This is a genomic window from Mesorhizobium sp. A623 (assembly GCF_054489405.1).
Map to the genome: position 1 here is coordinate 41,010 of NZ_JBTMXB010000025.1, position 26,001 is coordinate 67,010.

At 62.4% G+C, this 26,001-nt stretch carries 24 protein-coding genes; 9 read left to right on the plus strand and 15 right to left on the minus strand.

The genetic code is table 11. The features are described 5' to 3' along the window. Positions 1–85 precede the first annotated feature (85 nt). The 7 genes from ACX3P1_RS20550 to ACX3P1_RS20580 all read left to right on the plus strand — a co-directional run bounded on the left by ACX3P1_RS20550 (position 86) and on the right by ACX3P1_RS20580 (position 7,298). A complete protein-coding gene (locus ACX3P1_RS20550) occupies positions 86–451 on the plus strand; it encodes a hypothetical protein (RefSeq protein WP_459081460.1) in 366 nt (121 codons plus the stop codon). Continuing rightward, positions 448–1,257, plus strand: coding sequence for a hypothetical protein (locus ACX3P1_RS20555; RefSeq protein ID WP_459081461.1), 810 nt, complete (start codon positions 448–450; stop codon positions 1,255–1,257). The genes ACX3P1_RS20550 and ACX3P1_RS20555 overlap by 4 nt, the downstream gene beginning before the upstream one ends. Further along, positions 1,250–2,941 (plus strand): lysozyme inhibitor LprI family protein, encoded by a 1,692-nt coding sequence (locus ACX3P1_RS20560; protein WP_459081462.1) that lies wholly within the window; start codon positions 1,250–1,252, stop codon positions 2,939–2,941. Before ACX3P1_RS20555 ends, ACX3P1_RS20560 begins: the two co-directional genes overlap by 8 nt. A gap of 34 nt (positions 2,942–2,975) precedes the next feature. Further along, positions 2,976–3,344, plus strand: coding sequence for a hypothetical protein (locus ACX3P1_RS20565; RefSeq protein WP_459081463.1), 369 nt, complete (start codon positions 2,976–2,978; stop codon positions 3,342–3,344). Positions 3,345–3,467: 123 nt separating this feature from the next. After that, a complete protein-coding gene (locus tag ACX3P1_RS20570; protein WP_459081464.1) occupies positions 3,468–4,493 on the plus strand; it encodes an ABC transporter substrate-binding protein in 1,026 nt (341 codons plus the stop codon). Positions 4,494–4,514: 21 nt separating this feature from the next. Next, complete coding sequence (locus ACX3P1_RS20575) at positions 4,515–5,600, plus strand: ABC transporter ATP-binding protein (protein WP_459081465.1); 1,086 nt, start codon at positions 4,515–4,517, stop codon at positions 5,598–5,600. Between the two features lie 9 nt (positions 5,601–5,609). Then, positions 5,610–7,298: an ABC transporter permease gene (locus ACX3P1_RS20580; protein WP_459081466.1), complete on the plus strand. Its 1,689-nt coding sequence runs from the start codon at positions 5,610–5,612 to the stop codon at positions 7,296–7,298. A gap of 14 nt (positions 7,299–7,312) precedes the next feature. Here ACX3P1_RS20580 and ACX3P1_RS20585 read toward each other — a convergent pair whose 3' ends face one another. The 7 genes from ACX3P1_RS20585 to ACX3P1_RS20615 form a co-directional block, all read right to left on the minus strand. Further along, on the minus strand, positions 7,313–8,818 hold the full coding sequence (locus ACX3P1_RS20585; RefSeq protein WP_459081467.1) for a M81 family metallopeptidase: 1,506 nt from the start codon (positions 8,816–8,818) through the stop codon (positions 7,313–7,315). Between the two features lie 9 nt (positions 8,819–8,827). After that, complete coding sequence (locus tag ACX3P1_RS20590; RefSeq protein ID WP_459081468.1) at positions 8,828–9,778, minus strand: ABC transporter ATP-binding protein; 951 nt, start codon at positions 9,776–9,778, stop codon at positions 8,828–8,830. After that, positions 9,775–10,692 carry an ABC transporter ATP-binding protein gene (locus tag ACX3P1_RS20595; RefSeq protein ID WP_459081469.1) on the minus strand — a complete coding sequence of 306 codons (918 nt, stop codon included), beginning with the start codon at positions 10,690–10,692 and terminating at the stop codon, positions 9,775–9,777. Before ACX3P1_RS20595 ends, ACX3P1_RS20590 begins: the two co-directional genes overlap by 4 nt. Then, on the minus strand, positions 10,689–11,510 hold the full coding sequence (locus ACX3P1_RS20600; protein WP_459081470.1) for an ABC transporter permease: 822 nt from the start codon (positions 11,508–11,510) through the stop codon (positions 10,689–10,691). Before ACX3P1_RS20600 ends, ACX3P1_RS20595 begins: the two co-directional genes overlap by 4 nt. 3 nt (positions 11,511–11,513) lie before the next feature. Further along, entirely contained in the window at positions 11,514–12,449 is a 936-nt protein-coding gene (locus ACX3P1_RS20605) for an ABC transporter permease (RefSeq protein WP_459081471.1), read from the minus strand. A gap of 185 nt (positions 12,450–12,634) precedes the next feature. Next, positions 12,635–14,227, minus strand: a complete 1,593-nt coding sequence (locus ACX3P1_RS20610) for an ABC transporter substrate-binding protein (RefSeq protein WP_459081472.1) — start codon at positions 14,225–14,227, stop codon at positions 12,635–12,637. Positions 14,228–14,297: 70 nt separating this feature from the next. Then, complete coding sequence (locus ACX3P1_RS20615; RefSeq protein WP_459081473.1) at positions 14,298–15,923, minus strand: amidohydrolase; 1,626 nt, start codon at positions 15,921–15,923, stop codon at positions 14,298–14,300. Between the two features lie 453 nt (positions 15,924–16,376). On the opposite strand from ACX3P1_RS20615, the gene ACX3P1_RS20620 reads away from it, so the two are divergent. Then, the gene (locus ACX3P1_RS20620; protein ID WP_459081474.1) at positions 16,377–17,321 is read left to right on the plus strand and encodes a LysR family transcriptional regulator; all 945 of its coding nucleotides are present in this window, start codon (positions 16,377–16,379) and stop codon (positions 17,319–17,321) included. Here ACX3P1_RS20620 and ACX3P1_RS20625 read toward each other — a convergent pair. From ACX3P1_RS20625 to psrA, 8 genes are all read right to left on the minus strand, one after another. After that, positions 17,308–18,108, minus strand: a complete 801-nt coding sequence (locus tag ACX3P1_RS20625) for a M55 family metallopeptidase (protein ID WP_459081483.1) — start codon at positions 18,106–18,108, stop codon at positions 17,308–17,310. The two genes, ACX3P1_RS20620 and ACX3P1_RS20625, sit on opposite strands and share 14 nt — an antisense overlap. A 2-nt stretch (positions 18,109–18,110) precedes the next feature. After that, entirely contained in the window at positions 18,111–19,139 is a 1,029-nt protein-coding gene (locus ACX3P1_RS20630; protein ID WP_459081484.1) for a DmpA family aminopeptidase, read from the minus strand. Positions 19,140–19,191: 52 nt separating this feature from the next. Then, a complete protein-coding gene (locus ACX3P1_RS20635; protein ID WP_459081475.1) occupies positions 19,192–20,043 on the minus strand; it encodes a D-amino-acid transaminase in 852 nt (283 codons plus the stop codon). 120 nt (positions 20,044–20,163) lie between these two features. Beyond that, on the minus strand, positions 20,164–21,009 hold the full coding sequence (gene phnE, locus ACX3P1_RS20640) for a phosphonate ABC transporter, permease protein PhnE (RefSeq protein ID WP_459081476.1): 846 nt from the start codon (positions 21,007–21,009) through the stop codon (positions 20,164–20,166). 10 nt (positions 21,010–21,019) lie between these two features. After that, positions 21,020–21,841, minus strand: coding sequence for a phosphonate ABC transporter, permease protein PhnE (gene phnE / locus ACX3P1_RS20645; RefSeq protein ID WP_459081477.1), 822 nt, complete (start codon positions 21,839–21,841; stop codon positions 21,020–21,022). Then, positions 21,841–22,593, minus strand: a complete 753-nt coding sequence (gene phnC / locus ACX3P1_RS20650; RefSeq protein ID WP_459081478.1) for a phosphonate ABC transporter ATP-binding protein — start codon at positions 22,591–22,593, stop codon at positions 21,841–21,843. Before phnC ends, phnE (ACX3P1_RS20645) begins: the two co-directional genes overlap by 1 nt. Positions 22,594–22,658: 65 nt before the next feature. Beyond that, positions 22,659–23,573: a phosphate/phosphite/phosphonate ABC transporter substrate-binding protein gene (locus ACX3P1_RS20655; protein WP_459081479.1), complete on the minus strand. Its 915-nt coding sequence runs from the start codon at positions 23,571–23,573 to the stop codon at positions 22,659–22,661. A gap of 72 nt (positions 23,574–23,645) precedes the next feature. After that, positions 23,646–24,773 carry an iron-containing alcohol dehydrogenase PsrA gene (psrA, locus tag ACX3P1_RS20660; RefSeq protein ID WP_459081480.1) on the minus strand — a complete coding sequence of 376 codons (1,128 nt, stop codon included), beginning with the start codon at positions 24,771–24,773 and terminating at the stop codon, positions 23,646–23,648. A 94-nt stretch (positions 24,774–24,867) separates the two neighbouring features. On the opposite strand from psrA, the gene ACX3P1_RS20665 reads away from it, so the two are divergent. Further along, positions 24,868–25,734, plus strand: coding sequence for a LysR substrate-binding domain-containing protein (locus tag ACX3P1_RS20665; protein WP_459081485.1), 867 nt, complete (start codon positions 24,868–24,870; stop codon positions 25,732–25,734). Positions 25,735–26,001: the final 267 nt, after the last annotated feature.

Consider the following 26,001-nt stretch of genomic DNA (forward strand, 5'->3'; position numbering starts at 1 on the left):
CCCGGCATCGCTCCGGTGGCGGTGGAAACGCTGATGCAGCGCCTGCTCGGCATCAACGAGCAGGACGTTCCCTACACGATAAGCCGTGGCACCCACAAACGAGATCGTCGTCGACTGGCGCTACGCCGACGCCGTATGGCTGGACCTGATGCGCGTGCACGGCATGCGCAAAGGCTATCGGCTGGTGCTTCGCTTCGACGAGGGCGCACACAATGTCAGGGCGCAGGACCGATATGCTTCCTTCGACTGGTCGGCCGGGCGCGGACCGGACCTTGCCTCTCTCAAATGGAATATCTCCCTTGGCATCACCTTCTACGAATACCAGCACGAGCGCGTCTTTGGCCTGCAATTCAGGGATGGCAAGCCGACCTTCGACCTCGGCTACGCCTATACGTTCAACCTCAACGAACTGAAGCAGCCGATGATAGTGTGCAAGCAGGAGCCGACATGAAGCAAACCAGGCCAGCATCCGGCATCGCAAAAGGCATTTACCGGGCTTGCCTCGCGGCAGCCATGACCGCTTTGATGGCTGCGGCGGTGTTGCCGGCCATAGCGCAGGACGAGGAGCAGCCGCGCTGGTTCGGCGCGCGCTTCGACAACAGGACGATCCTCGCCTACGGCATACCGGACAGCGACTATGTCGTCTTGTCCTTCACCTGCCAAACCGGCGCGCCCGTCGTGAAAATCGGCGTGCAGGACGAGGAAGGCGGCGGCAAGGACGGAGCCCTGCTGCTCGTTCGCCTGTCGGCTGACGCGCAGCGCGTCGAGTTTTCCGAAAAGGCGGTGGAAAACCAGGATTCGGGCGGCATCGAACTTCACGCCGACCTGCCGCTCGACGAGACGCTCAGGCGCATACTGGCCTCGCAAGGACCGCTGGAAATCACGGTCGACGGGCGCACGCAACGCTACGCCATGGATGGCGCGGCCAACGCAGCGGCCGCGATGGTCGCCGCGTGCGATGCTCCCAGGCCAGCGAACGATCTCGACGTGACGGTGACCAACAAGGCCACGAAGCCGTTGCAGAGTTTCGCCTATTCGCAGGCCGGCGTGAATTCCTTCGACAGCGACGCGTTCGGCTACAAGACGCTGGAGCCGGGCGCGAGCAGGACATTCACCATTCCGGGCGGCCGCGACATCTGCACCTTCGACCTCTCAGTGCTTTTCGTCGAGGGCGACGACGAAGAATGCTGCAGCATGGGAGAGCCGGCCGGCACGCAGAATTTCTGCGAAAACAGCGGGTTCGTCGTCCATGACTAGGCGTATCGATGGCGCGCTTGGCGTGGCGGCACTCTTGCTGCTCGGTGCGGTCGGCGGCCCGGTCATGCCGGCAAAGGCGGCGAGCGGGTCGGCAGGTTTCGATTGCGCCAAGGCCACGCGCCAGATCGACAAGGCAATCTGCGCCTGGGATACGGTCGGTTCGCTGGATGGCGAGATAGCGGCAGCCTACAAGGCCGCCCTTGCCACGCAGGCTGGTGAAGCCGCCTCGGTCAAGGCGAGGCAGAAGGCATGGCTTGTCGAGCGCGACAGCCGCTGCGCGCTGGACAATGTGACACCCAGTCCGGGTAGCGAGGAGGGCTTGAGCCCGCGAGAATTCGGCCAGTTGCTCTGCCTGCAAGCCGTCTATCCGCCGCGCATCGCGCAATTGCTCGACCTCGCCGTGCCGCCTCTGGTGCCCCTTGATGTCAAGACGGTTCCCATCGAGCCGCTGAAGGCGGCCTATCCCGACGACTGGCGGCAGACTGGCTATCAGGCGCAGTTCTCGCCCGACAAGGCCCTGATGGCGCTGGGTGTCGAGGATGGCGCCGGCTATATCATGCAGGTCTGGCTCTACCAGCCGGCGAGCGGACGGCTGGTCGTCGCTTCCCCGCGCACGCATGAGGGCTCGGGGGAAAAGCCTGACGATATTTCGGACCTCAATACGTGGTTCTGGGGCGATGACGACCGCTTCTACGTGCGGGCGCGCCGGCCGCGGGGCCAGGACGCCATGTTCGGCGCCGACATGGAGGGCCATGCGGAGATGCGCGACGTGCCGCCCGACGTGACTGCCAAAATCGCCGCATACGAAGCGGCGCGCGGACCGGTGCCCCAGAACAGCGAAATCCCCGAGGCGAAACGCCCGCCCGGCTTCGACGACGACAGCTATTACGAACAGGAAGGCGGCGCTTTTACCGCCTGGGCACAGAACAAGGGGCACGGTTCCTTCAACCTTTTGGCCGCGCGCGACGGCGACGAGGAAGCGCGCCTCATCGCCTCCGGCGGCTGGGAGTTGGAAGATTTTCAGTTCGATCCGACCGGCACGAGGCTGTTCTACAATGGCGAGGACGGGCTCGTCGTCACCGACCCGGCCACCTCGACCACGCGCCGGGTGAAGGGCACGCGGGGCGGAACGACTGAAACCCGGCCAATCAACATGTCGGCCGATGGCGAAATCCTCGTCTACGCTTCCAACGGGGCCTGTACGCGGGATGCGGGCGAGGAGATCGATCCGGACACGGGCGACAGCGGAGACGGCAGCGCCAAGCGCGTATGCCTGGCTTACCTGCCGCCCGTCGGCGAGCCTCGCGCCAAAACCGTCGCCGACACGGTTCCGGCAAAGCCGAACGCCGCTGCCGCCGATCCATGGGTTGGGGAATGGGCGGGCAGCGGCGAAGGCAATCTGGCGGCTACCATCAGGCGCGGCGCGGCCAAGCCTGACTATCTGGTGATCGACCTCACGACGGCTGCCGAAGGCTGTTCGGGCGCGGTCACGCTGTATGGCAAGCCGCAGGGCAGGGCGATGGTCGGCGAAAGCTACGACCCGACCGAGCCGGCAGCGCCGGTCTGCCGGGTGGAGTTGTCGCTTTCCGAAGGCGGTGCGCTGAAAACGAAGGTGGCGGGGCCGTGCACCTTCTATCACGGAGCCGCTTGCGGCTTCGGCGGCAGCCTAACGCGGGGTGACTGACGGGCATGGCATTAAGGCGGAGGCGGAGGATAGCATGCATCTGAGATCGATTTTGGTAGTGGGCGTCTTGCTCGGCTTCCTGTCCGTCGGGCCGGCCGGGGCGCAACAATTGGCCGCCGACGAGCAGGAGTTTCAGCAATTGGTGGCCGCCCTGAAAGCCAATGAGGCGGAGAGGCAATCGGCCATCGCCGTCTGTACAAAACAGGGCATCGGCGAAAACCCGGCCGGGGCGGCTCAGTTCATGGGCGTGCCGGTGGATAAGGCGGCGCAAGCGTGGTGCACCCGCATGACAAACGGCATCGCCAATGGCCAGCTTGGCCTGGCCGATATGAATGCGCTGAACGAAGGGACGGTCACGCCGGCCGCGCAGGCGGTACTGACGACCGTCTCGGAAGGCAAATAGAAATTCCGTGCGGTTGATAAGCCGGCGCAGGAATCCGCTTCTTGATAAGTATTCCACCCCAGTCTACGTTCGCAGCAATCAGACCTGTGATAACAGGCAATATAACCTTGGAGGGAGGCTGCCATGCACGTCATCGATCGCAGATATTTTCTTAAACTGTCCGCCGGGCTGAGCGCTCTACCCTTCTACGCGACGCTGGCCTGCGCCGCCGGAGCGGATATGGAAAAAGCCAAGGCCCAGGGGAAAGCCGTATTCTACGCCAATATCACCTCTGTCGATCCGATCATGGAAGCCTTCGAGAAGGCCACCGGCGTCAAGGGCGAATACACGCGCGCATCCAGCACCAAGTTCATCCCCACCATATTGACCGAGTTTGACGCCGGCAAACTTTTGGCCGACGTATTGCAGTCGCCGCAGCCCATGCTGGATTTGCTCAAGGAAAAGGGCGTTTTGGAAGCCTACCGCTCACCCGCCGCCGAAGGCTACCCGGACTGGGCCGTCAAGGACGACAGCATCACGCTCTTCGGCATCGAGTATGTTTCCTACCTGTTCAATACCGATCACGTGAAGAAGGCGGATGCGCCTGCCAGCTATGAGGCCCTGGCCGATCCCAAGTGGAAAAACCAGATCGTCATGGCCAATCCGTCCAACCACCCGTCGACCATCGCGTGGCTGGTCGGGCTGAAGGAAAGCGTCTTCAAGACGGAAGACGACTGGATGACCTTCGTCAAAGGCCTGGCGGCCAATCAACCGATGTTCGTGGCCTCTTTCGGGCCGACACCCGCTCCCATCGAGAGCGGCGAGAAGCTTATCGGCATCTCCATGCCCAAATATATCGTCACCAAGGCGCCGGCGCCGCTGGACTGGGGTCCGCGTTCCGGCCAGCCGCTGTTGGGTACGTCACGGGCTATCGCGCTCACTTCCAAAGCGCCGCACCCCGACGCCGCGCGCGCTTTCATGGATTACTGGCTCGGCAAGGAAGCCATGGGCCTGCTCGCCAAGGATGTCGGCGAATATGTGCTTGCACCGGGCGTCTTCCCGGCCATCGAAGGCATCGACAAAGTGGACGTCAAGCCGGTACGCGACCTGTCCGACGAGGAGATCCAGAAGTGGGGCCGCGAATTCGGCACCATTTTCAATACTCGTTGATCCAGCAGAAAAAGAACCGACATGGAAATACGGATCGAGGGCCTGTCCAAGCATTACGTCTCGGAGGGAAAAACCGTAAAGGCTCTCGATCAGGTCGACCTGACCATTCCCGCCAATGAGATCTTCACGCTGCTGGGCCCCAGCGGTTGCGGCAAGACAACGCTGCTGCGCTGCATCGTCGGGTTGGAAACCCCTGACGACGGCGAGATCAGCATAGGCGGCGAGATCGTGTGGTCCCGCGCCAAGAAAATAGCCATTCCGCCCGAAAAGCGTGGCCTGGGCATGGTGTTTCAGACCTATGCCATCTGGCCGCATATGAGCGTCTTCGACAACATTGCCTATCCGCTGCAGATCAAGGGGGAACGCAAGGACATCATCCGCGAGAAGGTCGCGCGCACCCTGCGTTTCGTGCAGCTTGAGGGCGTGGAGAAGCGCTCGGCCACCAAGCTGTCCGGCGGCCAGCAGCAGCGCGTGGCGCTGGCCCGCGCGCTGATTGCGGAGCCCAAGGTCATCCTGTTCGACGAGCCGCTCAGCAATCTCGACGCAAAGTTGCGCGAAGAAACCCGCAAGGAATTGCGCAGTTTCATGAGCAAGCTGAACATCACGGCGGTCTATGTTACGCATGACCGGGTCGAGGCGCTGGCGCTGTCCGATACCATCGCCGTCATGCGCGCTGGGCGTATCGTCGAAAAAGGCTCGCCCCAGAAAATCTATTTCAACGCCGACCACCGCTTTGTCGCGGACTTCATCGGCCGTGCCAACCAGATCGAGGCGGTGGTCGAGAGCAATCAGGACGGCCACACGGTGGTGCGGACCGGGATGGGCCGCATCCAGTGCCGGCCACGCGACCTGGCCGAGGGCAGCACGGCAACGCTGTGTATCCGGCCTGAATTCATACGCGTCACCAGCAAGGATCGCGGCGAAGGCCAGAACGTCATTCAGGGGAGGATCGAGGCGCTGGAGTTCGTCGGTGAGGTCTATGAGGCCGATATAAGCGTCGGCGAGGAGCGTCTGCTGGCGCGGATAGATCCCGATATCGACATGACGCAGGGCGATGAAGTCAGCATCAGCCTCGATCCGGCCCACTGCCTGCTCCTGTCGGCCTGAAGGCGCGGCATGAACCAGTCGCGCCCCGTCCTGACATGGTCGCTGATCGTTATCGTCGGCCTTTTGACGCTCTGCCCTGTATTGATGTTGCTGCTGGGCAGTTTCTCCGAGGGGCTGACCGCCTTCGGGACGTTCACGACCAGCAAATATGTCGATGCCTACACCGATCCCTTTCTGCTGGAAGTCACCTTCAATACCGTCGTGTTCGTGGTGGGATCGTCGCTGTTTTCGACGGTGCTGGCCGTGTTCCTGGCCTATCTGAATACGGGCACCAATATCCCCTTCAAAGCCGCCTTTACCGTTTTGTCCATCGTGCCGATGATGATCCCGCATCTGCTGTTCTCGGTAAGCTGGGCGCTGCTGCTCAACCCGTCCAACGGGCTGATCAATCTCGTTTTGATGAATACGCTGTCGCTGGAAAGCGCTCCCTTCAACATCTATTCCCTGGGGGGCATGGTGCTGGTGGAGGGGCTGTTGAACATGCCCATCGCCTATCTGATCATCGCGCCGGCCATGGCGTCCTTCGACGTCTCGCTGGAGGAATCGTCGCGCGTCTTCGGGGCCGGCTTCTGGCGCACGCTGGTGCGTATCACGCTGCCGGTCCTGCGCCCCGCCATCCTGGCGGCACTCGTACTGGGCATAGTGCGCAGCCTGGCCTCCTATGCCGTTCCGCGTGTGCTGGGCACGCCGGGACGCGTCGACGTTTTGGCAACCTACCTGTACGAAATGATCGCCACCGGCTTCGCGCCGGACTACGGCAAGGCGGCGGCACTCGGCATGAGCGTCTTGTCCGCCTCCATCGTCCTGATCGTCGTCTACCGCGCGCTGACGTCCGAAAGCGGCAAGTATGTGACGATCTCCAGCCGTGGTTTCAAGCCAACGATGATCGAGCTGAAGCGCGCGCGCATGCCGCTGTTCATCATCGTCGGCCTGCTATGCCTGCTCATGATCGTGCTGCCGGTGGCGGTGCTGCTTTACACCTCCTTCATGCCGTACTCCATGGTGCCGAGCGCCCGCGCCTTCTCGATGATGAGCTGGAAGAACTGGGTCGATGTCCTGCGCGATCCGCTTTCGCTGCTTGCTCTGAAGAACAGCCTGTTCCTGGCGATCGTGGGGGCCACGCTGGGCGTGCTGCTGTCGCTGTTCGTGGCCTATGTGATCGTCAAGATACGCACCCGCGCTTCGGGCCTGCTGGAGACATTGAGCTTCCTGTCGTTTTCGTTCCCCGGCATCGTCATCGGTATCGGCTTCATGTGGTTTTTCGTGCAGACGCCGCTCTACGCGACGCTGACGGCGCTGCTCCTAGCTTATATCGCCGCCTATCTCCCCTACGGGGTACGGCCGCTGGCCAGCGCCTTCGTGCAGGTGCATTCGCATCTTGAGGAATCGTCGCTGGTCTGCGGCGCAAGCCCACTGACCACCATGCGCCGCATCATCGTGCCGCTGCTGATCCCCGGCGTGGTATCGGCGTGGATCTTGATGGCGACCATGTTCATGCGCGAACTGACGGTGTCGGTGGTGCTGTCGCGGCCCGGCACCGAAGTGCTGGCCGTGCAGATACTGAGCTTCGCCGAAGACGGCCTGTGGGGCAAGCTGTCGGCGCTGGGCATCATCATGATCCTGATTTCCACGGCCCTGGTCCTGCTGGCGCAATATAGCGGCAACTGGTTCAAGCAGCGGCAGGCCAAGGGCACTTAGGCTCAGGAAGCGGGTTAAATGACGCGCTCGAAATCCTTGTCGAGCGGCCAGAGCGGGCGCGGCACATGGCTGTACGGTCGCCGCTCCGCCCGCGGCGTCGCCAGCGCGCCCGCGTCGCAGACGATGACCTTGCCCGCTATCGGCTCGAAGGCGGCACGGAAATGCTGCATCGACTTCAGGACCAGCACGCGGCGCGCCGTCGGTTCGATCCCGAAAGCGCGCAATTGCTGAAGATCGACCATCTGTTGCGCTTCTGAAACGACCAGCACTTCGATCCCGTCGACGTCGATGACGGCGGTAGGCCCGAAACTATGGCTAAGCCCGCCCTGTATGGGGCCGTCGCCGACATAGGCGCCGTCCGAAAGCCTGGCCAGCACACCCGTCACCGTCAGCGGGCCGCCGCCGAAATCAGGCGCGCCCTTGCCCCCGATCGTCACCGTCACCGTTTCGCCCTGCCTGTGGCGGTGCAGTTCGGCCGCTGCCTCGGCGTCGATCATCGGCGCGAACACGGCACCTTTTACCCCCGCATCGATCAGGCCCTTCAACAGCGCGGTCGAGTCGCCGTAGGAACCCGCGCCGGGATTGTCGGCATAATCGGCGATGACAAGCGGCCTGTCGCCGCGCCAGGCGAGCGCCTCGGCGGCGGCCTCGTCGACCTCGATGAAAACGGTGCGCTTCTTGGTCCGGCCCTGCCAGATCCTGTCGGCCAGTTCTTCCGTCACGCGCCTTGCAGCTTCTTCGGCGTCGGGATCGCGGCTGTCATAGGTCGCGAGCACGGTCGGGCCGACACAGGGCACGTCAGCCCCCGTAAAACCCGAATTGACGGAAACCGCGAGCAGCCCTTCGGCCTCGGCCGCGCGGGCGCGGTCATAAAGGGCCAGTGTCTCGGGAACATCGCTGCGGCCGGAATTCACTTCGTCCAGCATCGGCACATGCGCCCTGACGGTTCGCGGCGCAATTTCACCCCGCATCGCGCGGTCCAGGATGCGGGCGGCGTGCGCGCCGATCTCACGCATGTCCACATGCGGATAGGTCTTGTAGGAGACAAAGATCTGCGCGTCCCGGACCATGTCTTGCGACACCATCGCATGAAGGTCGAGCGTTACCGCAATGGGTATGTCCGCCCCAAGCTCGGCCCGCAGCAGGCCCAGCAGGTAGCCCTCCCCATCCGGGCAAAACGCGGGCACCATCGAGCCGTGCAGGCCGAGAAGCACGCCGTCGAGACGGCCTTTGTTGGAGCGCGCCGCCTCCACAATAATACCGGCGATGTGGTCATAGGCCGCCTTCGTCACCCGCCCGCCGGGTACGGCATGTGCCGAAATCGCATGGACGACGTTCCAGCCTGCCGGCTCGGCCACATCCATGAACCCGGCGAGTTCCGTATTGGCGTTGCGCCGGACGCGGATCGCCTCGTCGCCAACGTGCAGGGCATCCACCTCGAACTGCGGCAGGTCGGTGGCGTAACGCGAGAACGTATTGCTCTCATGCATGAATTCGGCAGTCAGGACAGTGAAGGGCATTGGCAGTCTCTATTGTGCGAGGCGGACGCGATGGCCGCGCCCGATCTGGATAAGCTCGCTCGGCTCGGGCACTTCGTCAGGGTTCGGGCGGCGCGATATGTCGGGTGAAAAGCGCGCGGCGTCGGGCACGGAGGCGGCTTTCGGCAAGGCACGCGCACCGGTCAGGATCGCATCCGGGTCGGGGACGGAGCCGATCAGGCGGCGCGTATAGGGATGTGTCGGACGGCTGAAAATCGAATGCCAGTCGCCTTCCTCCACCACGCGGCCGAAATACATGACCGCGACCCGGTCGCTGACATGCTCGACCACGCTCAGATCGTGGGAAATCATGATGTAGCTCAGGCCCAGCGTTTCCTGCAGATCCATCAAAAGGTTGATGATCTGCGCCTGGATGGACACGTCCAGCGCCGACACCGGCTCGTCCAGCACCAGGATCTTCGGATCGAGCATCAACGCCCGCGCGATGCCGATGCGTTGTCGCTGCCCGCCCGAAAATTCATGCGGATAACGATCGACATGATCCGGCGTCAGGCCAACGCGCACCAGCATCTCGGCGACGCGGTGGCTGGCTTCGCTGCCCTTGGCGATACCATGCAAGGCAAGCTGCGCGGACAGCATCCGGCCGATGGTCTGGCGCGGGTTGAGCGACGCATAGGGGTCCTGAAACACCATCTGCGCGATGCGGGCGCGTTCCTTCCTGTCGGGAGCGCCGGGGCCCGTCATCGGTTTTCCCTTGAACAGGATCTCTCCCGAGGTCGGCTCTTGCAGGCCCATCACGGTCAGCGCGGTGGTGGATTTTCCGCAACCGGATTCACCGACGATGGACAGGCATTCTCCTTCGTTCAGGATCAGGTTCACGCCCTGCACGGCGCGCAGCGTCCGCCTTTTCCCCAAAAGCGATTTGCGCGCCAGCGGGAAGTGGACGTTGAGATCGCGGATTTCCAGCAGGGGCGTGCTCACGCGGTCGCCTCCTGAGGCAGGGCGCGCGGCGTGGTCAGCGTCGGCGCGTCGCGCCCGCGCTCCGCGCTGGTCACCATCTGGTCGAGTTCGGTCAAGCGGCCGCGTTCGGCGAGCGTGCGCGAACCCAGGCGCGGGCGCGCCGCAAGCAGGCCCCTGGTATAGGGATGCAGCGGATTTTCAAACAGCGCCCTGGTGTCCTGCTCCTCGACCAGCCGCCCCTGATCCATGACGCCGACGCGTCGGCACATATTGGCGATCACGCCCAAATCGTGACTGACCAGCAGCACCGCCGTTCCCTCGGCCCGGCACAGTTCGGCAATCAATTCCAGCACGCCCGCCTGCACCGTCACATCGAGCGCTGTGGTCGGCTCGTCCGCGATCAAAAGGTCGGGACGGCAGGCCAGCGCAATCGCGACCATGACGCGCTGGCGCATCCCTCCGGACAGTTGATGGGGGTAGGACCGGGCGCGCTCCTCGGGCGACGGCACGCGAACGCTTTCCAGCGCCTCGACGGCTTTCCTGCGTGCCTCCGACCACCCCAGGCCCCTGTGCACGACGAACATTTCCGCGATCTGCCGGCCAATCGTGGCCAGCGGATTGAGCGCCGTCATGGGTTCTTGAAACACCATCGCCATGCGGTCGCCGCGCAGGCGGCGCCTGGCGCGGTTGCCAAGCTTCAGCACGTCCTGGCCCCGGAACAGGATCGAGCCGCCGGTCACTTCCAGCGGGCGCTTCAACAGCCCCATTACCGACAGGCCGGTGATGCTTTTTCCCGAACCGGATTCGCCGACGAGCCCGTAGGTTTCGCCGGGCAGGATGTCGAAAGAGACGCCGTGCAGGATTTCGTTGTGCTTGCCGACGCCGATACGCAGGTCGCGCACCGACAGGATCGGATCGGAAAGATTGCCGCTCATGCCTTCTCGGTCCTCATATGGGGATCGAGCATGTCGCGCAGCCCATCGCCAAGCAGGTTGAAGCCAAGCACCGTGATGAAGATCGCGAGGCCGGGGAAGACGGCGGCCCAAGGGGCTGCGCGGATCAGTTCGCGGGCATCGGACAACATGTTGCCCCAGCTTGGCTGCGGCGGTCGGATGCCGACGCCGAGGAAGGACAGCGCCGCCTCGGCCAGGACCGCGCCGCCGATGCCAAGCGTTGCTATGACCAGGACCGGACCGAGGATATTCGGCAATATCTGCGTGCGCATGATGTTGGTGTCGCCGAAGCCCGCCGCCCTGGCGGCCTGCACGAAACCCTGGTTCTTGAGCGACAGGGTGGAACTGCGCGCGATGCGGCAGGTCCATGACCAGTTGGTCAGGCCGAGCGCGATCAGCAGGCTCGGCAGGCCCGGTCCCAGCACCGCCATGATGGCGAGCGCGAAAACCAACGACGGGATCGCCAGCATGACGTTGGTCAGCCCGTTGACCAGATCGTCCCACCAGCCGCCGAAATAGCCCGCCGACACGCCGAGCGCCGTGCCGATGAACGAGTTGATCAACTGCGAGACGAGGCCGACCGTCAAGGATACCCGCGCGCCGTAGAGAACGCGGGAAAAGACGTCGCGGCCCTGCCCGTCCGTGCCCAGCAGGTGCTCCCAGCTTGGCGGCATTTCGGAAACCATCAGGTCGGCGTCGAATACCGGATCGTATGGCGCGATCCAGCCGGCGGCGAGCGCAGCAACCACCACGATCACTACCAGCGTCAGCCCGAAGACAAAATTGAAGCGCAGCCGCATGGATCAATCCACCTTGATGCGCGGGTCAATCACGGCATAGGCGATATCGACCAACATGTTGATAACGAGGAACCACAAAACGATCACGATGACCGTGCCCTGAACGACGGGAATGTCGCGCGTCGCCACGCTGTCGACCAGAAGCGAGCCGATCCCCGGCCACGAGAACAGCTTCTCGATCACGATCGCCTGCCCCATGAGCGAGCCGATCTGAAGGCCAAGCGTGGTCAGGATCAGCACCAGCACGTTGCGGGTGACATGCGTACGCACCAGGCGCGACTCGGTCAGCCCCTTGGCGCGCGCCGTGCGCACGAAATCGGCGTTCATCACGTCCAGAACACCCGCGCGGGTCGTTCGCGCCAGAAGAGCCATCGGCGATACGCCGAGCGCGATGGCCGGCAATATGACGTGCCGGATGCTGCCGGCCTGGTAGCCGAAGCTGGGCAGCCAGCCAAGCTGCAGCGCGAAGAAATACATCAGGAGCAGGCCGAACCAGAATTCGGGAAGCGACAGGCCCGAAACCGCCACCATCATCGTGCCGGTATCGAACAGGCTGCCCGGCTTCAGCGCCGCGATAAACCCGAGCGGAATGCCGATCCCTGCGGCAAAGGCCATGGCCGCCAGAGCGAGCTTGATCGAGGGCCAGAGCCGCGGCTCGATCACGTTCCAGACCGCCTCGCGGGTCCGGTAGGAAATTCCAAGGTCGAAATGCGCCAGTCCCCACAGATAGTCCCACAGGCGCACGGGCAAGGGCTTGTCCAGCCCGAACTGCGCATTCAGATGCGCCATGACATCAGCGTTGGTGGCGTTGCGCCCCTCCGCCATCAAACTCGATATGAAGCTGCCGGGCACGACGCTGAATATCACGAAGATAATCAGGACGACCGCCAGCAAGGTCGGGATCATCTGCAGCGAGCGGCGAAAGATGAAGCGCATCATAAGCGGGTTCTGCCTCCTAGAGCATCGGACCGAAAAGTGGAAACCGGTTTTCGGATTATTCCGATGCTCCATCAAAGTGTTAGAGCGTCCTTTGTGCGTTCAATTGAACGCACGGTGCTCTATGGCGGGCGCCGTACGGCTGGCGGGGCCGTATGATCGGTCCCGCCAGCCAACAGGCTACCCTGCTACTTGCGCGATGCGGGTGCGGTGTCGTCGATCCAGATGTCTTCGTAGTCCTGGATCGCCAGTTCCATGGCGTTCGGCTTCAAACCGTGCACCCATGGCTGATAGGCCATCACGGCCTTGTTGTAGTTGAAGAACCAGAGCGGAGCCTCTTCCTGCAGCAGGTTGTTCGCCTGCTTGAGAAGTTCGTTCTGCTTGGCCTCGTCGGTTTCATTACCCGCCTGGTCGATCAGTTTGTCGAAGTCGACATTGTTGAACTTGACGTAGTTGCAGGCGGTCTGCGGCGTTGTCGAATAGAAGCAGGTCAGATATTTCAGCGGATCGGGACCCGACGAGTTCGACCACATATAGGCATCAAAATTGTCCGACAGGATCTTGTCGGACAGAACCGAGCTTTCCACAGGATCTGTCGTGACTTCGACGCCCACCTTGGCCAGCATCGGGATGATCGCCTCGACGATCGGCACGCCCCAGCTTTCATTGGAGGTCGCGGTGACCGAGAATTTCAGGCCGGTTTCAAAACCCGCTTCCTTCAGCAGTTCCTTGGCCTTTTCAGGATCGTAAGCGTAGGGCTTGGCGTCCTTGTCGAAGGCCGGAGATGAAATCGGCAGCCACGACACCGCTGGATAGGCCTTGTTCTTCAAGAGCTTCTCGACGATCAAATCCTTGTTGATCGCATAGTTGATCGCCTGCCGGACGCGCTTGTCCTTGAACGCATCGAGCTTGGTGTTGAAGCCGATATTGCGGGTGTAGACTTCGGCCACTTCGAGGATGTGGTCCTTCAGCGCCGCATCCTGGCCATAGGCTTCATATTGCACGGGTCCGAGGACGTTGACGTCGATTTCGCCGTTGCGGAAGGCGACGTCACGCGCGGCGGCTTCGCCCATCAGCATGATGGCGAGCTTGTCGAGATGCGGCTTGCCCTGCTCATAGTAGCCGTCGAACTTCTCGAGTTCGATCTTCGAGCCTGGAACGTAGTTGGCGAGCTTGAATGGCCCGAGCCCGTTCGGCTTGGAGGCGAGCTGATCTTCCGGATAGTCCTTGGAATAGATCGGCGCGAAGTTCGACATCAGGTTCCAGCCCGGCTCGGCCAGGTTGATGAAGGTGATCTCGACGGTCTTGTCGTCGATCTTCTTCAGCCCCGAAATATGATCGGCCTTGCCTGCCTGGAATTCGGCGACGCCGGCGATCTGCAGCATCTGCTCGGCGCCCGGCAGCGCCTTCTTGGGATCGGCCAGACGGTTGTAGGACCAGATCAGATCATCGGCGTCGAACTTGTCGCCATTGTGAAAGGTCGCATCCTTAAGCTTGTACGTATAGGTTTTGCCGTCCGCCGACTTCTCGACCGATTCCGCCAGAGCGAGCTCGGGCTTGCCGCTTTCCGGGTTCCATTTGTAGAGCGAGGCGTTGATTGCCTTCGCGACGATTTCGTCTTGCGTATGCGGTGTCGCCGTTATGTCGAGCGAAGTGATGGAATTGCCGTAAGGCGCGACGTACACGAATCGCCCGCCATCCTTTGGGGTCGCATCCTGCGCCAGCGCGGCGGTCGCCGTTCCGAGCGCGAACGCCGCTATCAGGCCAAATCGGGTCCACATCCTAGTTTCCTCCCTGTGTGGTTCGTTTAATGGTCTTCCTGTTGGAGCCGGACCCGCCTGAGCGAACGGCTCAACCTCTTTCATAGACGATACGTCCGTCCAGAATCGTTACCTCGCAGTGTGTTTGCCGCAGGATTTTTTCAGGGTCGGCTGTCAGGAGATCGCTCGAAAACACGGCGATATCTGCCAACATCCCCGGCTCCAGCCGGCCTTTGATCTTTTCCTCACCCTGCGAATAGGCGCCATTTTCGGTATAGGCGCGCAAGGCCTGTTCGCGCGTCAGTATCTCGGACGCGTCCATCACCGTGCCCTTGTGCGTCTTGCGCGTCAGCATGGCGTAGAGATCCGGGAAGGGATTGGGCGAGCAGACCGGCGAATCACTGCCGGTGGACGGCTTCATCCCCAGGCGATCCCAGGTCGCGATCGGATAGGACCGCAAGCCGCGTTCCGGCCCGAGCACCAGGACGTAGGCATCGCCGAAATCATAGATGAAGGCCTGCTGCGGCGCGGGCAGCACGCCCGCCTTCAACATGCGCTGGTTGAGCGCATCGTCGACATAGCCGCAATGCTCGATCCGGTGACGGTGGGTGTGGTCCGGACTGGCGGCGCGCACACGCTCATAGGCGCGCACCAACTGGTCGATTGCGGCGTCGCCGATGCCATGGCAGACCAGCGTGTAGCCAAGTGCCGCATAGCGATCGACCAGTTCGAACAACTGGGCGTCGGGCAGCATCTGAATGCCGACATTGTCGGGCTGGCCGATATAGGGCTTTCGCATCCAGGCCGTTCGCCCGCCTGCCGAGCCGTCGGTGAAGATCTTCACGCCGCCGATGCGGAACAGGTCGCTGCCGCTGCCGGTGACGAGGCCCATGGCATGGCATGGCTCGACGATGGACGACCCCGGATCGCCCAGCAGCGTCGCCCATACCCGGACCGGCAGCCGCCCGCTACCCTCGGCCTGTTGATAAGCCTCGATCTCGGTCATACCGTCGATCTGGCCGACAGCCGCGTCCATGCAGGACGTGATGCCGAACTGCAAAAGGTGATGGCCGCCCGCCTCGATAGCCTCGATGATATCGGCAAGAGACGGCGTCGGCTGGACCTCATAGACGAGATGCTGGGCGTTCTCCGCCAGCAGTCCGGTCAGTTCGCCCCCCTCGCGCTCAATGAGGCCGCCATCCGGATCGGGCGTGTCGATGTCGATCCCCGCCAGCGCCATCGCCCGCGAATTGACGATGGTGACATGGCCGCAGGCGCGCGTGACCGAAACCGGGTGGTCGGGCAAGGCCGCGTCCAGTTCCCTTAGCGTGGGCATCTGGCCGTCGGGATAGCGGGTCTGGTCAAATCCGCGCGCCGTCACCCATTCGCCCTTAGGCGTCTGGGCGACACGCGCCTGAAGGGCGGCAACCAGCGCGCTGCGGGTAGGTGCTGCATCCGGCGTCGCATCGACCTTGCCGCGCAGCAGCCCCGTCGAGATCAGATGCAGATGCGCATCGTTCAGACCGGGCATCGCAAAGCGGCCGGCCAGATCGACGACCTTGGTATCCGGGCCGATCGACGCCTTGATGTCGGTGTTCGAGCCGCTGGCCAGCACCTTGTTGCCAAGGACCGAAATCGCCTCCACGACCGGATTGCCGTGGCCGGTCCATATTTTGCCGCTATGCAGGACGAGGTCGGCCTTATCTACGGAACTCATATTGCTTTCTATTCCCCCCAGGCACGCGCAAGGCGTCGCCAGCTTTGGTTGACGAAAAGTGCCGATCCGTCGCCGTGCACCGGCCGGACAGCCCTCGCACCCGACCTCATCGCGTATCTCACAAGCGCATCGATGGCTGCCCCCACATCATCCCCCGGAGTTACGATGCCGCTCAGTCGTGTTCAGTAAGCTGGGTAGATCTGCTTGTGTCAACGGCATCCGGAAATTCTGCCGGATCGACAGCGGAATTCAAAACGGTACCCTCCCGGACGCCAGCTTGCCTGCCAGCTTGTTCGTTTCACGTTGCGGTGTCTGCCGGCCCGTGGCCAATTCGGTTTTCGCAACACGCTATGCAAAATTTGCATAGCGTTGCAATTAGAATGAAATACATTGCAAGTTCGGGGAAAATTCCGGCTCAAAATCGGCTGTCTGCCGCAAACAAGGGGGGGCCCGGTGGAGATCAAATGGCTGGAGGATTTCGTAACGCTTGCCGAGACATCGAGCTTTTCGCGCGCGGCCGAAATCCGCAATGTCACCCAACCGGCCTTCAGCCGACGCATCAAGCAGCTTGAAACATGGGTCGGCGCGCCGCTCATCAGCCGCGCCACCATGCCGGCCGAACTGACGCCGGCCGGGCGCAATTTTCTCCCGATGGCCCAGGATGCGATCCGGATGTTTTATTCGGTGCGCGAATCGCTGCGCCCGCCCGCCGAACAGGGCCTTGTCCGCTTTGCCTCCCTCCACACCTTGACCATCACGTTCTTTCCCGACTGGCTGCGGGAATTGCAGCGCACGACCCGCAAGTTCGGCACGTCCTTCATCGCCGACAGGGGCGGCATCGAGGCGAACCTCGCCGCGCTGACCGATCATGAGACCGACTTTTTTCTCACCTACGCACACCGCGAAGTGCCGTTTCACCTCGACCGCGACAAGTTCGCCTTCCTGACCATCGGCGCGGACCGCTTGATCCCCGTTGCTGCGCCGGAGTTGCGCCTCGACAAGCCGGTGCATGCGGCAGGTATTCTGGACAGGCCGGACACGGTGACCCGGCCTTTGCCCTATCTGGGCTACGGTCACAGTTCGTTCTTTGGCGTAGCGCTTGGAAGGCTGTTTTCGAAACACTCACCCTTCCGGCGTCAAACGGTGCACGAAAGCACGATCAGCGCCGGCCTCAAGGAACTGACGCTGGCGGGTGCCGGCATCTGCTGGCTGCCGGAAAGTCTCGTCGAGAAAGACATTTCCAGCGGCGGTCTCGTCGCCTGTTCAGCCAACCCCACCTGGACGCTCGATCTCGAGGTCCGGCTGTATCGCAGCTCGGACGCAACCCGCAGCCCGATGGTGGAAGCGATCTGGCAATCCTCCAAGGTGCTGGCCGCTAAACGCCTCAGCTCCGCATGAAGCGGTAGGCGCGTAGCACTTCGAAATAATCGCTGGACGCAAAGGCGACGGCACGCGGCCCATGCCCGCGCACGCCGGGATACCAGGAGGCGCGATAGGCATCGACGGGATTGCTGAATTCGATGACCATCTCGATCTGATCGGGAATTAGCGGCACAGCCTGACGCGCCCGCTCGCCGAGCGCCTTTTCGACGCCCTCGCGGATCGCAGCGCGCGCTGCCGCCGGTGCGATGGAAATGGTGGATGCACCGACGCCCTTCAGCGTCTCGACGGTAACGATGCCCGGCGCGAGGGCGCGGGCGTCCGCGCAAATGCCTTCGTCCCCGCTGAGAAACACCGAGCGCAAGCCGTAGCGCGCGGCACACAGCGCGTTCAACGTGAATTCGGAGGCCGTTTCTCCGTTCAGCGTCAGCCTCGATATGCGCAATGTCGATGTGTGGGCGAGCGGGTTGTCCTCAGCACCGGCCTTGGAATGGTAGCCGGTATAAAGGACCGCATCGAAGCTTTCGTCGGCCCCGAACATCATGGCGTCCGGGTGCCCCGACCAGCCCCGCACGATGCGCACGCAGGCCGGCATGTGTTCGAGGATGAGGTTGCGCCCGCTGTCATGCGCATCCTTGATGATGATCTCGGTCGCGCCGGCAGCCTGTGCGCCCTCGCAGGCCGCCAGAACCTCGGCGGTCATCAGTTGGCGGAATTCCAGATAATCGGCATGCGTTTTTTCCGCTTCATTCCAGGCGTTAATGCCTGCGGTGCCTTCGAAATCGGCCGAAATGAAAATCTTCATGCTCAAGGGGTCCTCTCCAACCAGTCGGTCAACGCCGGAAAAGTGCGGCCGTCTCGCCCGACAGTACTTTCAGCAGCGCACAGGGCATTCAGGACGGCCTCGCTCGTTGCTTCCACAACTGCTTCGAAAACGATGTCGATATATCCGTCATCCATGCGCGAAATCGAGATGAACGGCGAAGACGCAGTATGCGGCAGCGGATCGGCGGTGGTGAAGGCGATGGCGATATCGCCGCTGCCGTGCCCAAAATAGGAACCGAGACGGGCGATGCCGGCACCCGCACGGCGCGCAACGCGGTTCAACTGCCGGTCGTCAAGCGGCAGGTCCGTGCCGAGAAGGACGATGATCGATCCGCTTTCAGGCCGTATGAGCCCTTTTGGATCGGCCCTGCGGCCGTCCGGGAGAACAAGGTCGCCCGTCCTGCCGAAATTGGAGAGCACCAGCGCGCCGAGCGTGAAGGCGCGGGACCCGATTTCGAGCGCACGGGAGGCGCTGCCAATACCGGCCTTGAAGCCGAAGGACGTCATGCCGGTGCCCGCACCGATGCTGCCCTGCCCGACCGGGCCCGCGGTCGCGGCGTCCAGCGCCGCCTCGGCGTCATGCCGGGTGACAGCCATGGCCTGGATATCGTTGATGCCGCCGTCGTTGCATTCGCATACGACAGGGTTGACCGTGCCGGTTTCGCGCCCGATCTGCGGGTTGGCGGCAATGGCGCGCCGGATCAGCGCCTCGGCACATGGTGCGACCGAGAATGTATTGGTCAAAAGGATCGGGGTTTCGATCGTGCCCAGTTCGGCCAGTTGCATCAGCCCGGCGGACTTGCCGAAACCGTTGATGATCTCCACCGCCCCCCTGACCTTGGAGCGGAACAGGTCGCCGCCATGCGGCAGCACGGCCGTGACGCCCGTTGCCAATCCGTTCCCGACAAGCGTCTTGTGGCCGACCAGCACGCCCGGCACGTCGGTAATGGCGTTGTTTCGGCCGGGCGGCAGCCGCCCCACACCAAGCCCCAGATGCCGTGCCGCGCCCATTCTCAGGTCCCGTTCATCAATCAAAAGCCGCTCACCGGGCAAAAGCCGCTCATCAGGCAAGGGCCGCCTGTAGGTAAATTTCCTGCAGGCGGCGTGTCAATGGACCAGGCTGGCCGTTTCCGATCTTATGGTCGGCAATACGGACGACCGGCGTGACCAGGCTGGAGGCCGATGTCAGGAAGGCTTCCGCCGCCGAAAACGCCTCTTCGGGCGAGAATGCGCGCTCTTCGAATACGATGCCCTCACCTTCACACAGAAGCTTTACCGCCCGCCGCGTACAGCCGGGCAGGATGGTTTGCGAGTTGGCGCGGGTCACGACACGGCGGTCGTGAGTGACGATGAAAGCCGTCGCCGAAGCGCCTTCGGTCACCTGTCCGTCTTCAACGAACCAGACATCGTCGAAGCCGTCCTTGGCGGCTGCGTGCTTTGCCAGAACCTGCCCCAGCAGCATGACGGTTTTGATGTCGCGCCGCATCCAGCGCGGATCGGGGGCAAGGGCCACAGTGATGCCTTCGGCCTGGGGCTTGGTGCCGACGAGTTTCCGGGCGCTTGTGAAGGCGACGAAGGTCGGCTCGAGATCATCGGCAAACAGGAAATTGCGTTTGGCCTGCCCGCGCGAAATCTGGAGATAGACCGTTCCTTCATCCAGCCCGTTGCGGGCGATCAGTTCCCTCTGGATGACCTCTATCTCGGGCAGCGTCATGGGCATGGGAATGCCCATTTCGGCAAGGGATCGCTTTAGGCGGCCAAGATGGAAATCATTGTCGATCAGCCTGCCGCCGATCACAGCGGTCACTTCGTAGACCGCGTCCCCAAAGAGAAACCCGCGATCGAACAGGCCGATGCGCGCCTCGTCTTCGGGCATGTAGCGCTTATTGCAATAGACTTGCACCACTTTGGCCATCCTCGATCACGCACTCAACTGACGTGTCTCGATAGATGCCGATGCGGGCCGGCAAAGGCCAATTCAAAAAATGCAATTCACCATGCCGATACAAGCATCTGCGAAGTCATGCCTGCCGAGCTACCGCATGTCGCCAATGCGCTTGCGCAGCCAGCCTGAAGCGATCTCGGCGATGAGAACCAGTCCGATGATGACCAGCAGGATGGCGGCAACGCGCGTGCTTTCCATCTGCTGCGTCGTGCGCTTCAGATACCAGCCCATACCGCCGCCGCCGAAAAAGCCGACGACGGTAGCGGCGCGGAAAGCGACATCCCACGTGTAGATGGCGATGCCCGTGAAGGCGACGCGCACCTGCGGCAGGACCGCATATTGGAACACCTGAAGCGGACTGGCGCCGACCGAGCGCATAGCTTCGACCGGGCCCATGTCGATCGCTTCAAGTTCGTCCGAGAACAGCTTGCCCGCAAAGCCGATGCAGAAGAGGGTCAGCGCCAGCGTACCGGCCAGCATGCCGAAGCCAAGCACGGTGACGAACAGGATCGTCCAGATCGTCTCGTGAATGGAGCGGCTGCCCATGATGGCGAAGCGGCCCAGTGGATAGGCAATCCGCTTGCTGATCGTGATGTTCCGCGCGGCCAGCCAGGCCAGCGGAACCGAGCAGACCACGCCGACGAAGCCGCCCAGCAGCGACATTTCCAGGGTGCGGAGAACGGAACGCAGGAAATCCGCGTCCGACACATACTCCATGTCCGGCGGGAAGTAGCGGGTCGCCAGGATCTGCGCCAGTCGAGGGAAAGCTCCGAGGATGCGCGACAGGTCGATATTGAGAAAGGCGATCGAGTAGCCGAGGAACGCCAGCACCGCCAGCATGACGGAGAAGCGGATCGTCGATGCCGGATGGCGATAGCGCGACCATTTGCGTGGCGGACCGGGGATCGGGCGGATGTCGGTGGCAGTCATGGACATCGTCGCCTCCTCAAATGACGGCTTTGCGAGCGTAGTGGGAAATGACTTCGCCGATGGCGATCAGCACCAGCACGGCCAGCACCACCAGGGTGACGCCGCCATAGTTGAACATGGCCATCTGCCTGAAGAACACCAGGCCAAGCCCGCCCGCGCCAACCAGACCCATGATGGCCGACCGGCGGATGTTGATGTCCCATTCGAAAATGATGGTGCCGATGATGACCGGCATTATCTGCGGCACGATGCCGTAATACATGACCTGGAACTGGTTGCCGCCAACGGCGCGGATCGCTTCCACCGGCTTGGGGTCGATGTTCTCGATCGCCTCTGCGGTAATCTTCGAGATGAAGCCGACCGAGCGCACCGCGACCGCCAGGATGCCGGGCAGCGCGCCAAGGCCGACCGCACCCACGAACAGCAGCGCCCAGATGATCTCGTGGATCGACCGCGAAAGGACCATCAGGAAGCGGCCGAGCGGGTAGATGATGTATTTGTTTGGCGTGACGTTGGCCGCGCCGAACCACGCGACCGGCAGCGACAGGAAGCAGCCGAGGATGGTTCCAAGCGTCGCCATCATCAGCGTTTCCAACGCCGGGACAACGAGCTTGGGCAATAAAGACCAGTCGATCAGAAAGAAGCGTTTCAACGTACCGACCACGCCGAGCGCACCGCCCATCCGCGCCCAGTCGGTGTCGAACATGATCGTGTCCCAGAAGCACCAGGCAAGCAGCACCAGCGCCCCGGCAACGAGCAGCCAGTTGTTGATGCGGCGGCTGCGCTTGTGCGCGAGATAGGCCTCGTAACCGTGCCCGGAAACCGTCGCCATGCTCATCACAGCACTTCCATGGCGTAGATCTCGTCCAGATCCTGCTTGCGCATGCCTTCGGTCGGACCGTCGAATTTCTTGTAACCGTCCTGCATGCCGATGATGCGATTGCAGGTTTCCAGCGCCAGCTGGACATCGTGGATGTTGCAGAGCACGGGCACCGAAAACTCGGCCGCAAGTTCCCGGATCAACCCCATGACGTCGCGTGAAATCTTGGGGTCGAGCGCCGATGTCGGCTCGTCGAGAAGCAGGATTTCCGGCTTCTGCATGAGCGCGCGGGCGATGCCGACGCGCTGGCGCTGCCCGCCGGACAACGCATCGGCCCGCTTGTCCACATGGTCCGAAAGGCCGACACGTTCCAGAAGATGCAGGGCGCGATCGATATCCTCCCCGGCGAAGGCCTTGAAGAAGCTGCGTACCGCGCCCGTATAGCCAAGGCGGCCGGACAGCACATTGTCCATGACCGACATGCGGTTGACCAGGTTGAACTCCTGGAAGATCATGCCGATGCGCCGCCGCAGCCGCCGCAAGTCGCCGCCATTGAGCGTGCGAACCGACTGGCCAAACAGGATGATGTCGCCATCGGAAGGCTCGACCAGCCTGTTGATGCAGCGGACCAGCGTCGATTTTCCGGCCCCGCTCGGTCCAATGACCGCGCAGAAATCGTCGGCGCCCACCTCGAAGTCGATCCCCTTCAATATCTGCGGGCCATTGGCCGTATAGCTGACCTTGAGGTTACGCACTTCCAGAATCGACATCGCCGCCATCCGATTGGACTGAGAACCGCGGGACCCGCAGTTCTCAGCCGTGATCATTTCGTGCCTCACTTGCTTGCGGCCTTCTCGGCGGCAACCAGCTTGCGGATAATGTCGTAGTCGCTGTCCTTCATGGCAACGAATTTCGTCGAGTTGATGCCATCAAAGAACGGCTTCGAGGCCGGGTCCTCGTGCAGTGTCAGAAACGCATCGCGGATCGAGGCCTTGAGCGGCTCGCAGAGATCGCTGCGATAGACCATCGGGTCCTGGGGGATGACATCGGATTCCCAGAGCACGCGGAAATCTTCCTTCTTTGCGAGCCCCCGATCGATCACATTGTCAAGGCGGTGGGTCGCGACGAAGGCGTCGTCGACGCGGCCTTCCTTGACGGCGAGCGCCGATTGGTCATGGCCGCCGGTATAGACGACCTTGGAGAAATATTTCTCGAGTTCGGGCCCGGTGCCGATCTTCTCGCCAAAAACCATACGCGGCAGAAGATTTCCCGACGTACTCGCCGGATCGGCGAGCCCCACGACCGATCCCTTCAGCGACTCGATGCTATCGAATTTGGAATCGGCCTTGACCAGAAGCACGGCGCGGTAGCCCGGACCCTCTTCCTGGAAATGACCTTTGGTCTTGGTGTAAGTGGCGAAAACCTCGAGCTTGGGGTCTTTCTCCTTGGCGAGCACGTAGGAATTGGGCCCGTGCACGCCGATCTGCACCCAGCCATTGACCATTCCCTCGATGACCGAGGCGTAGGATGTCGGCATGAAAAACTCGACGCTCTTGCCGGTCTTCTCCTTGAGCTTGTCGAGGAGCGGCTTGTAGATGTCGAGTTCCTGCGTCGTCTCCTCGGTCGGAATGATCGAAAAGACGAGTGCCTTTGGGTCCTTGCATTCCTCAGCGAGAGCGCCGCTGCATGTGTAAGCGATGACAGCACCGATGGTTGCCAGTCCAACGACAGAGCATTTCAGAAAAGTCATGTATTCCTCCCATGAACACGGTGATGCGGCGTGAGTACCGGCTACCCGGCAGCACCAGCCGCGATGTTTCGATTATGCGACAGCCATGCGTCTTCCCTTGTAAAAACCGCCAGCTGCCAGCAGGTCCTCCCGATTTCCAATAAAATTCTGGCCACGCTCCCCATCGAAGGCCAGGTCGATCAGTTCTCGCCACTCGGCATCGTCGATACCGTAATGCTGGGGATCGGTCGCGACATCAAGCTTGTGCAAGGTTGCGGCGAGCTGGTCGGCGGCGCCGTGGGCGTCCGCATCGAAGATTGCGCGCAGCCCTTCGGCACAGAGCCCGCCCTGACCGGCAACGCTGCGGATGATCATCGGCAACGAGAACGAGCAGGCGATTCCATGCGGGACGCCGTGGCGCAACGTGATCGGGTAAGACAGCGAGTGGGCAATGGCCGTCTTGGTGTTGGAAAAGGCAAACCCTGCCGAGGTCGCGGCGCGCGCCATGCGCTCACGCAATTCGACGTTGAGCAGGTCGTCGGCGAGATGCGGCAGCGTGGAAAGAACCCCGCGCGCCGCCGTAACCGCATGCGCCATCGAGACCGGATTGGCGTTGCGGTTCCACAGGCTCTCAAGCGAATGCGACAGTGCATCGAGGCCCGTCTGGATCGTCAGGCCGCGCGGCTTGCCCGTCATCAGTTCAGGGTCGACGAGCGATACTTCCGGATAAAGGGCGGGATGCGCGAGCGACAGCTTCACGCCGCCGGCATTGTCCCAGACGGTGCCCCAGCAGGTGACTTCGCTTCCGGTGCCGGCCGTCGTCGGAACGGCAACGAGCGGCCATGGCTGGATCGATTCGGCACCGGTCCGCTTCCTCAGATAGGCGTCGACCGCGTTGAAATCGCCCCGAGCCGCCGCGAAGACCTTGGCGGAGTCGATCACCGACCCGCCGCCGATCGCCACAATGAGCTGCGGCTGCGCCGACAGGTTCGCAAAGCGTTCCGTCTGCGCTTTTAAGAGGGCAATATCGGGATTGGGCGCGATGTCGTCTATGACCAGCACCGGTTTTCCGGCTTTCGTCTCGATCTGTTCGCGAAGGGTCTGGAAGTAGGGTTCGCCGTAGGTCACCAGCGCGTAGCGACGGCCGCCGATGACATCGGCCAACATCGAAAAGCTACCGCAACCAAAGCGGACTTCAACTGGATTGCGATATGACCACACGGTAGAAATCCTGTCCTGAAAACGTTCGGTCAGGGCAGTCTGTCTAACTCTTGATCCATTGACTAATACAAATTTCCGTCGATTATCATTGACTGTGGCTATAGTATTCACCCACCTCCGCTCCTTCCACGCAGTGGCCGAAAATCACGGTTTCACGGCCGCCGCCAAGGCATTGCGCATCAGCCAGCCGACCGTGACCACGCAGGTCAAGGAGCTTGAGGAGCGCTATGGCGTCGAGCTGCTGGTGCGGCGCGGACGGCGCGTCGAACTGACCGAAACGGGCGCGACCCTGTTCGATATAAGCCGGCGCATCATGAGCCTGTCCGAGGAAGCCGAGGAACTGCTGCTCAGCAGCGGAAAATTGACCACCGGCCAGTTGCGCGTCGCCGCCGTCGGGCCGTTCCACGCTACCGAAATGATCGCGCGTTTCCTGGCGCGCTATCCCTCCATCTCGGTCAGCATGCTTCTGGGCAACTCCTACCAGACGCTGCAAAGGATACTCGATCTCGAATCGGATGTAGCGGTCGTTGCGCATGTCGTCGACGATCCGCGCGTTCATTCGGTCGCCTTCAGCACGCATGAGGTGGTGGTGTTCATCAACACCGATCATCCCTGGCGCGACCGCGAAAGCATCATGATCGCCGAATTGGCCGAGCAACCGCTGATCCTGCGTGAAACCGGATCGACCACCCGCCGCGCCTTCGAGGCTGCCGCGCAAAAGGCCAATGTCCCCATCAAGCCCCTGCTCGAAATCGGCAGCCGGGAGGGCGTCTGGAAAGCGGTCGAACGGGGCCTTGGCATCGGCATCGTCGCGGATTTCGAGTTCGTCGCCCACCCTCGCCTCAAGGTCGTCCATATCGCGGACGCAACCATCCGGACGGAGTATCGGCTGGCCTGCCTGGTGGAACGCCAGCATTCGCCCAAGATAGAGGCCTTCATGCAGTCGGTCCTTGCTCCTTGAGCAAACCGTGGACGCATCCTGCATAGCCGCGCTGCGCTATAGCTTATTTCTATCTCGACAATTCAGAATTGCGATTTTCCAGATGGGTCGGTTTGGTCCAAAAGGAGTGCGACTGAGATGAAACGCGAACAGATCGTTCGCCTAGCTCGCAGAGAAGATCGCCATGAACCAGATGTCCCCCGTCACCGTATCCGTCAATGGGCGCGATTATCCTTGGCCGCGCGTGCCGGCGATTGCGATCTGCCTGGACGGCTGCGAGCCGGCCTA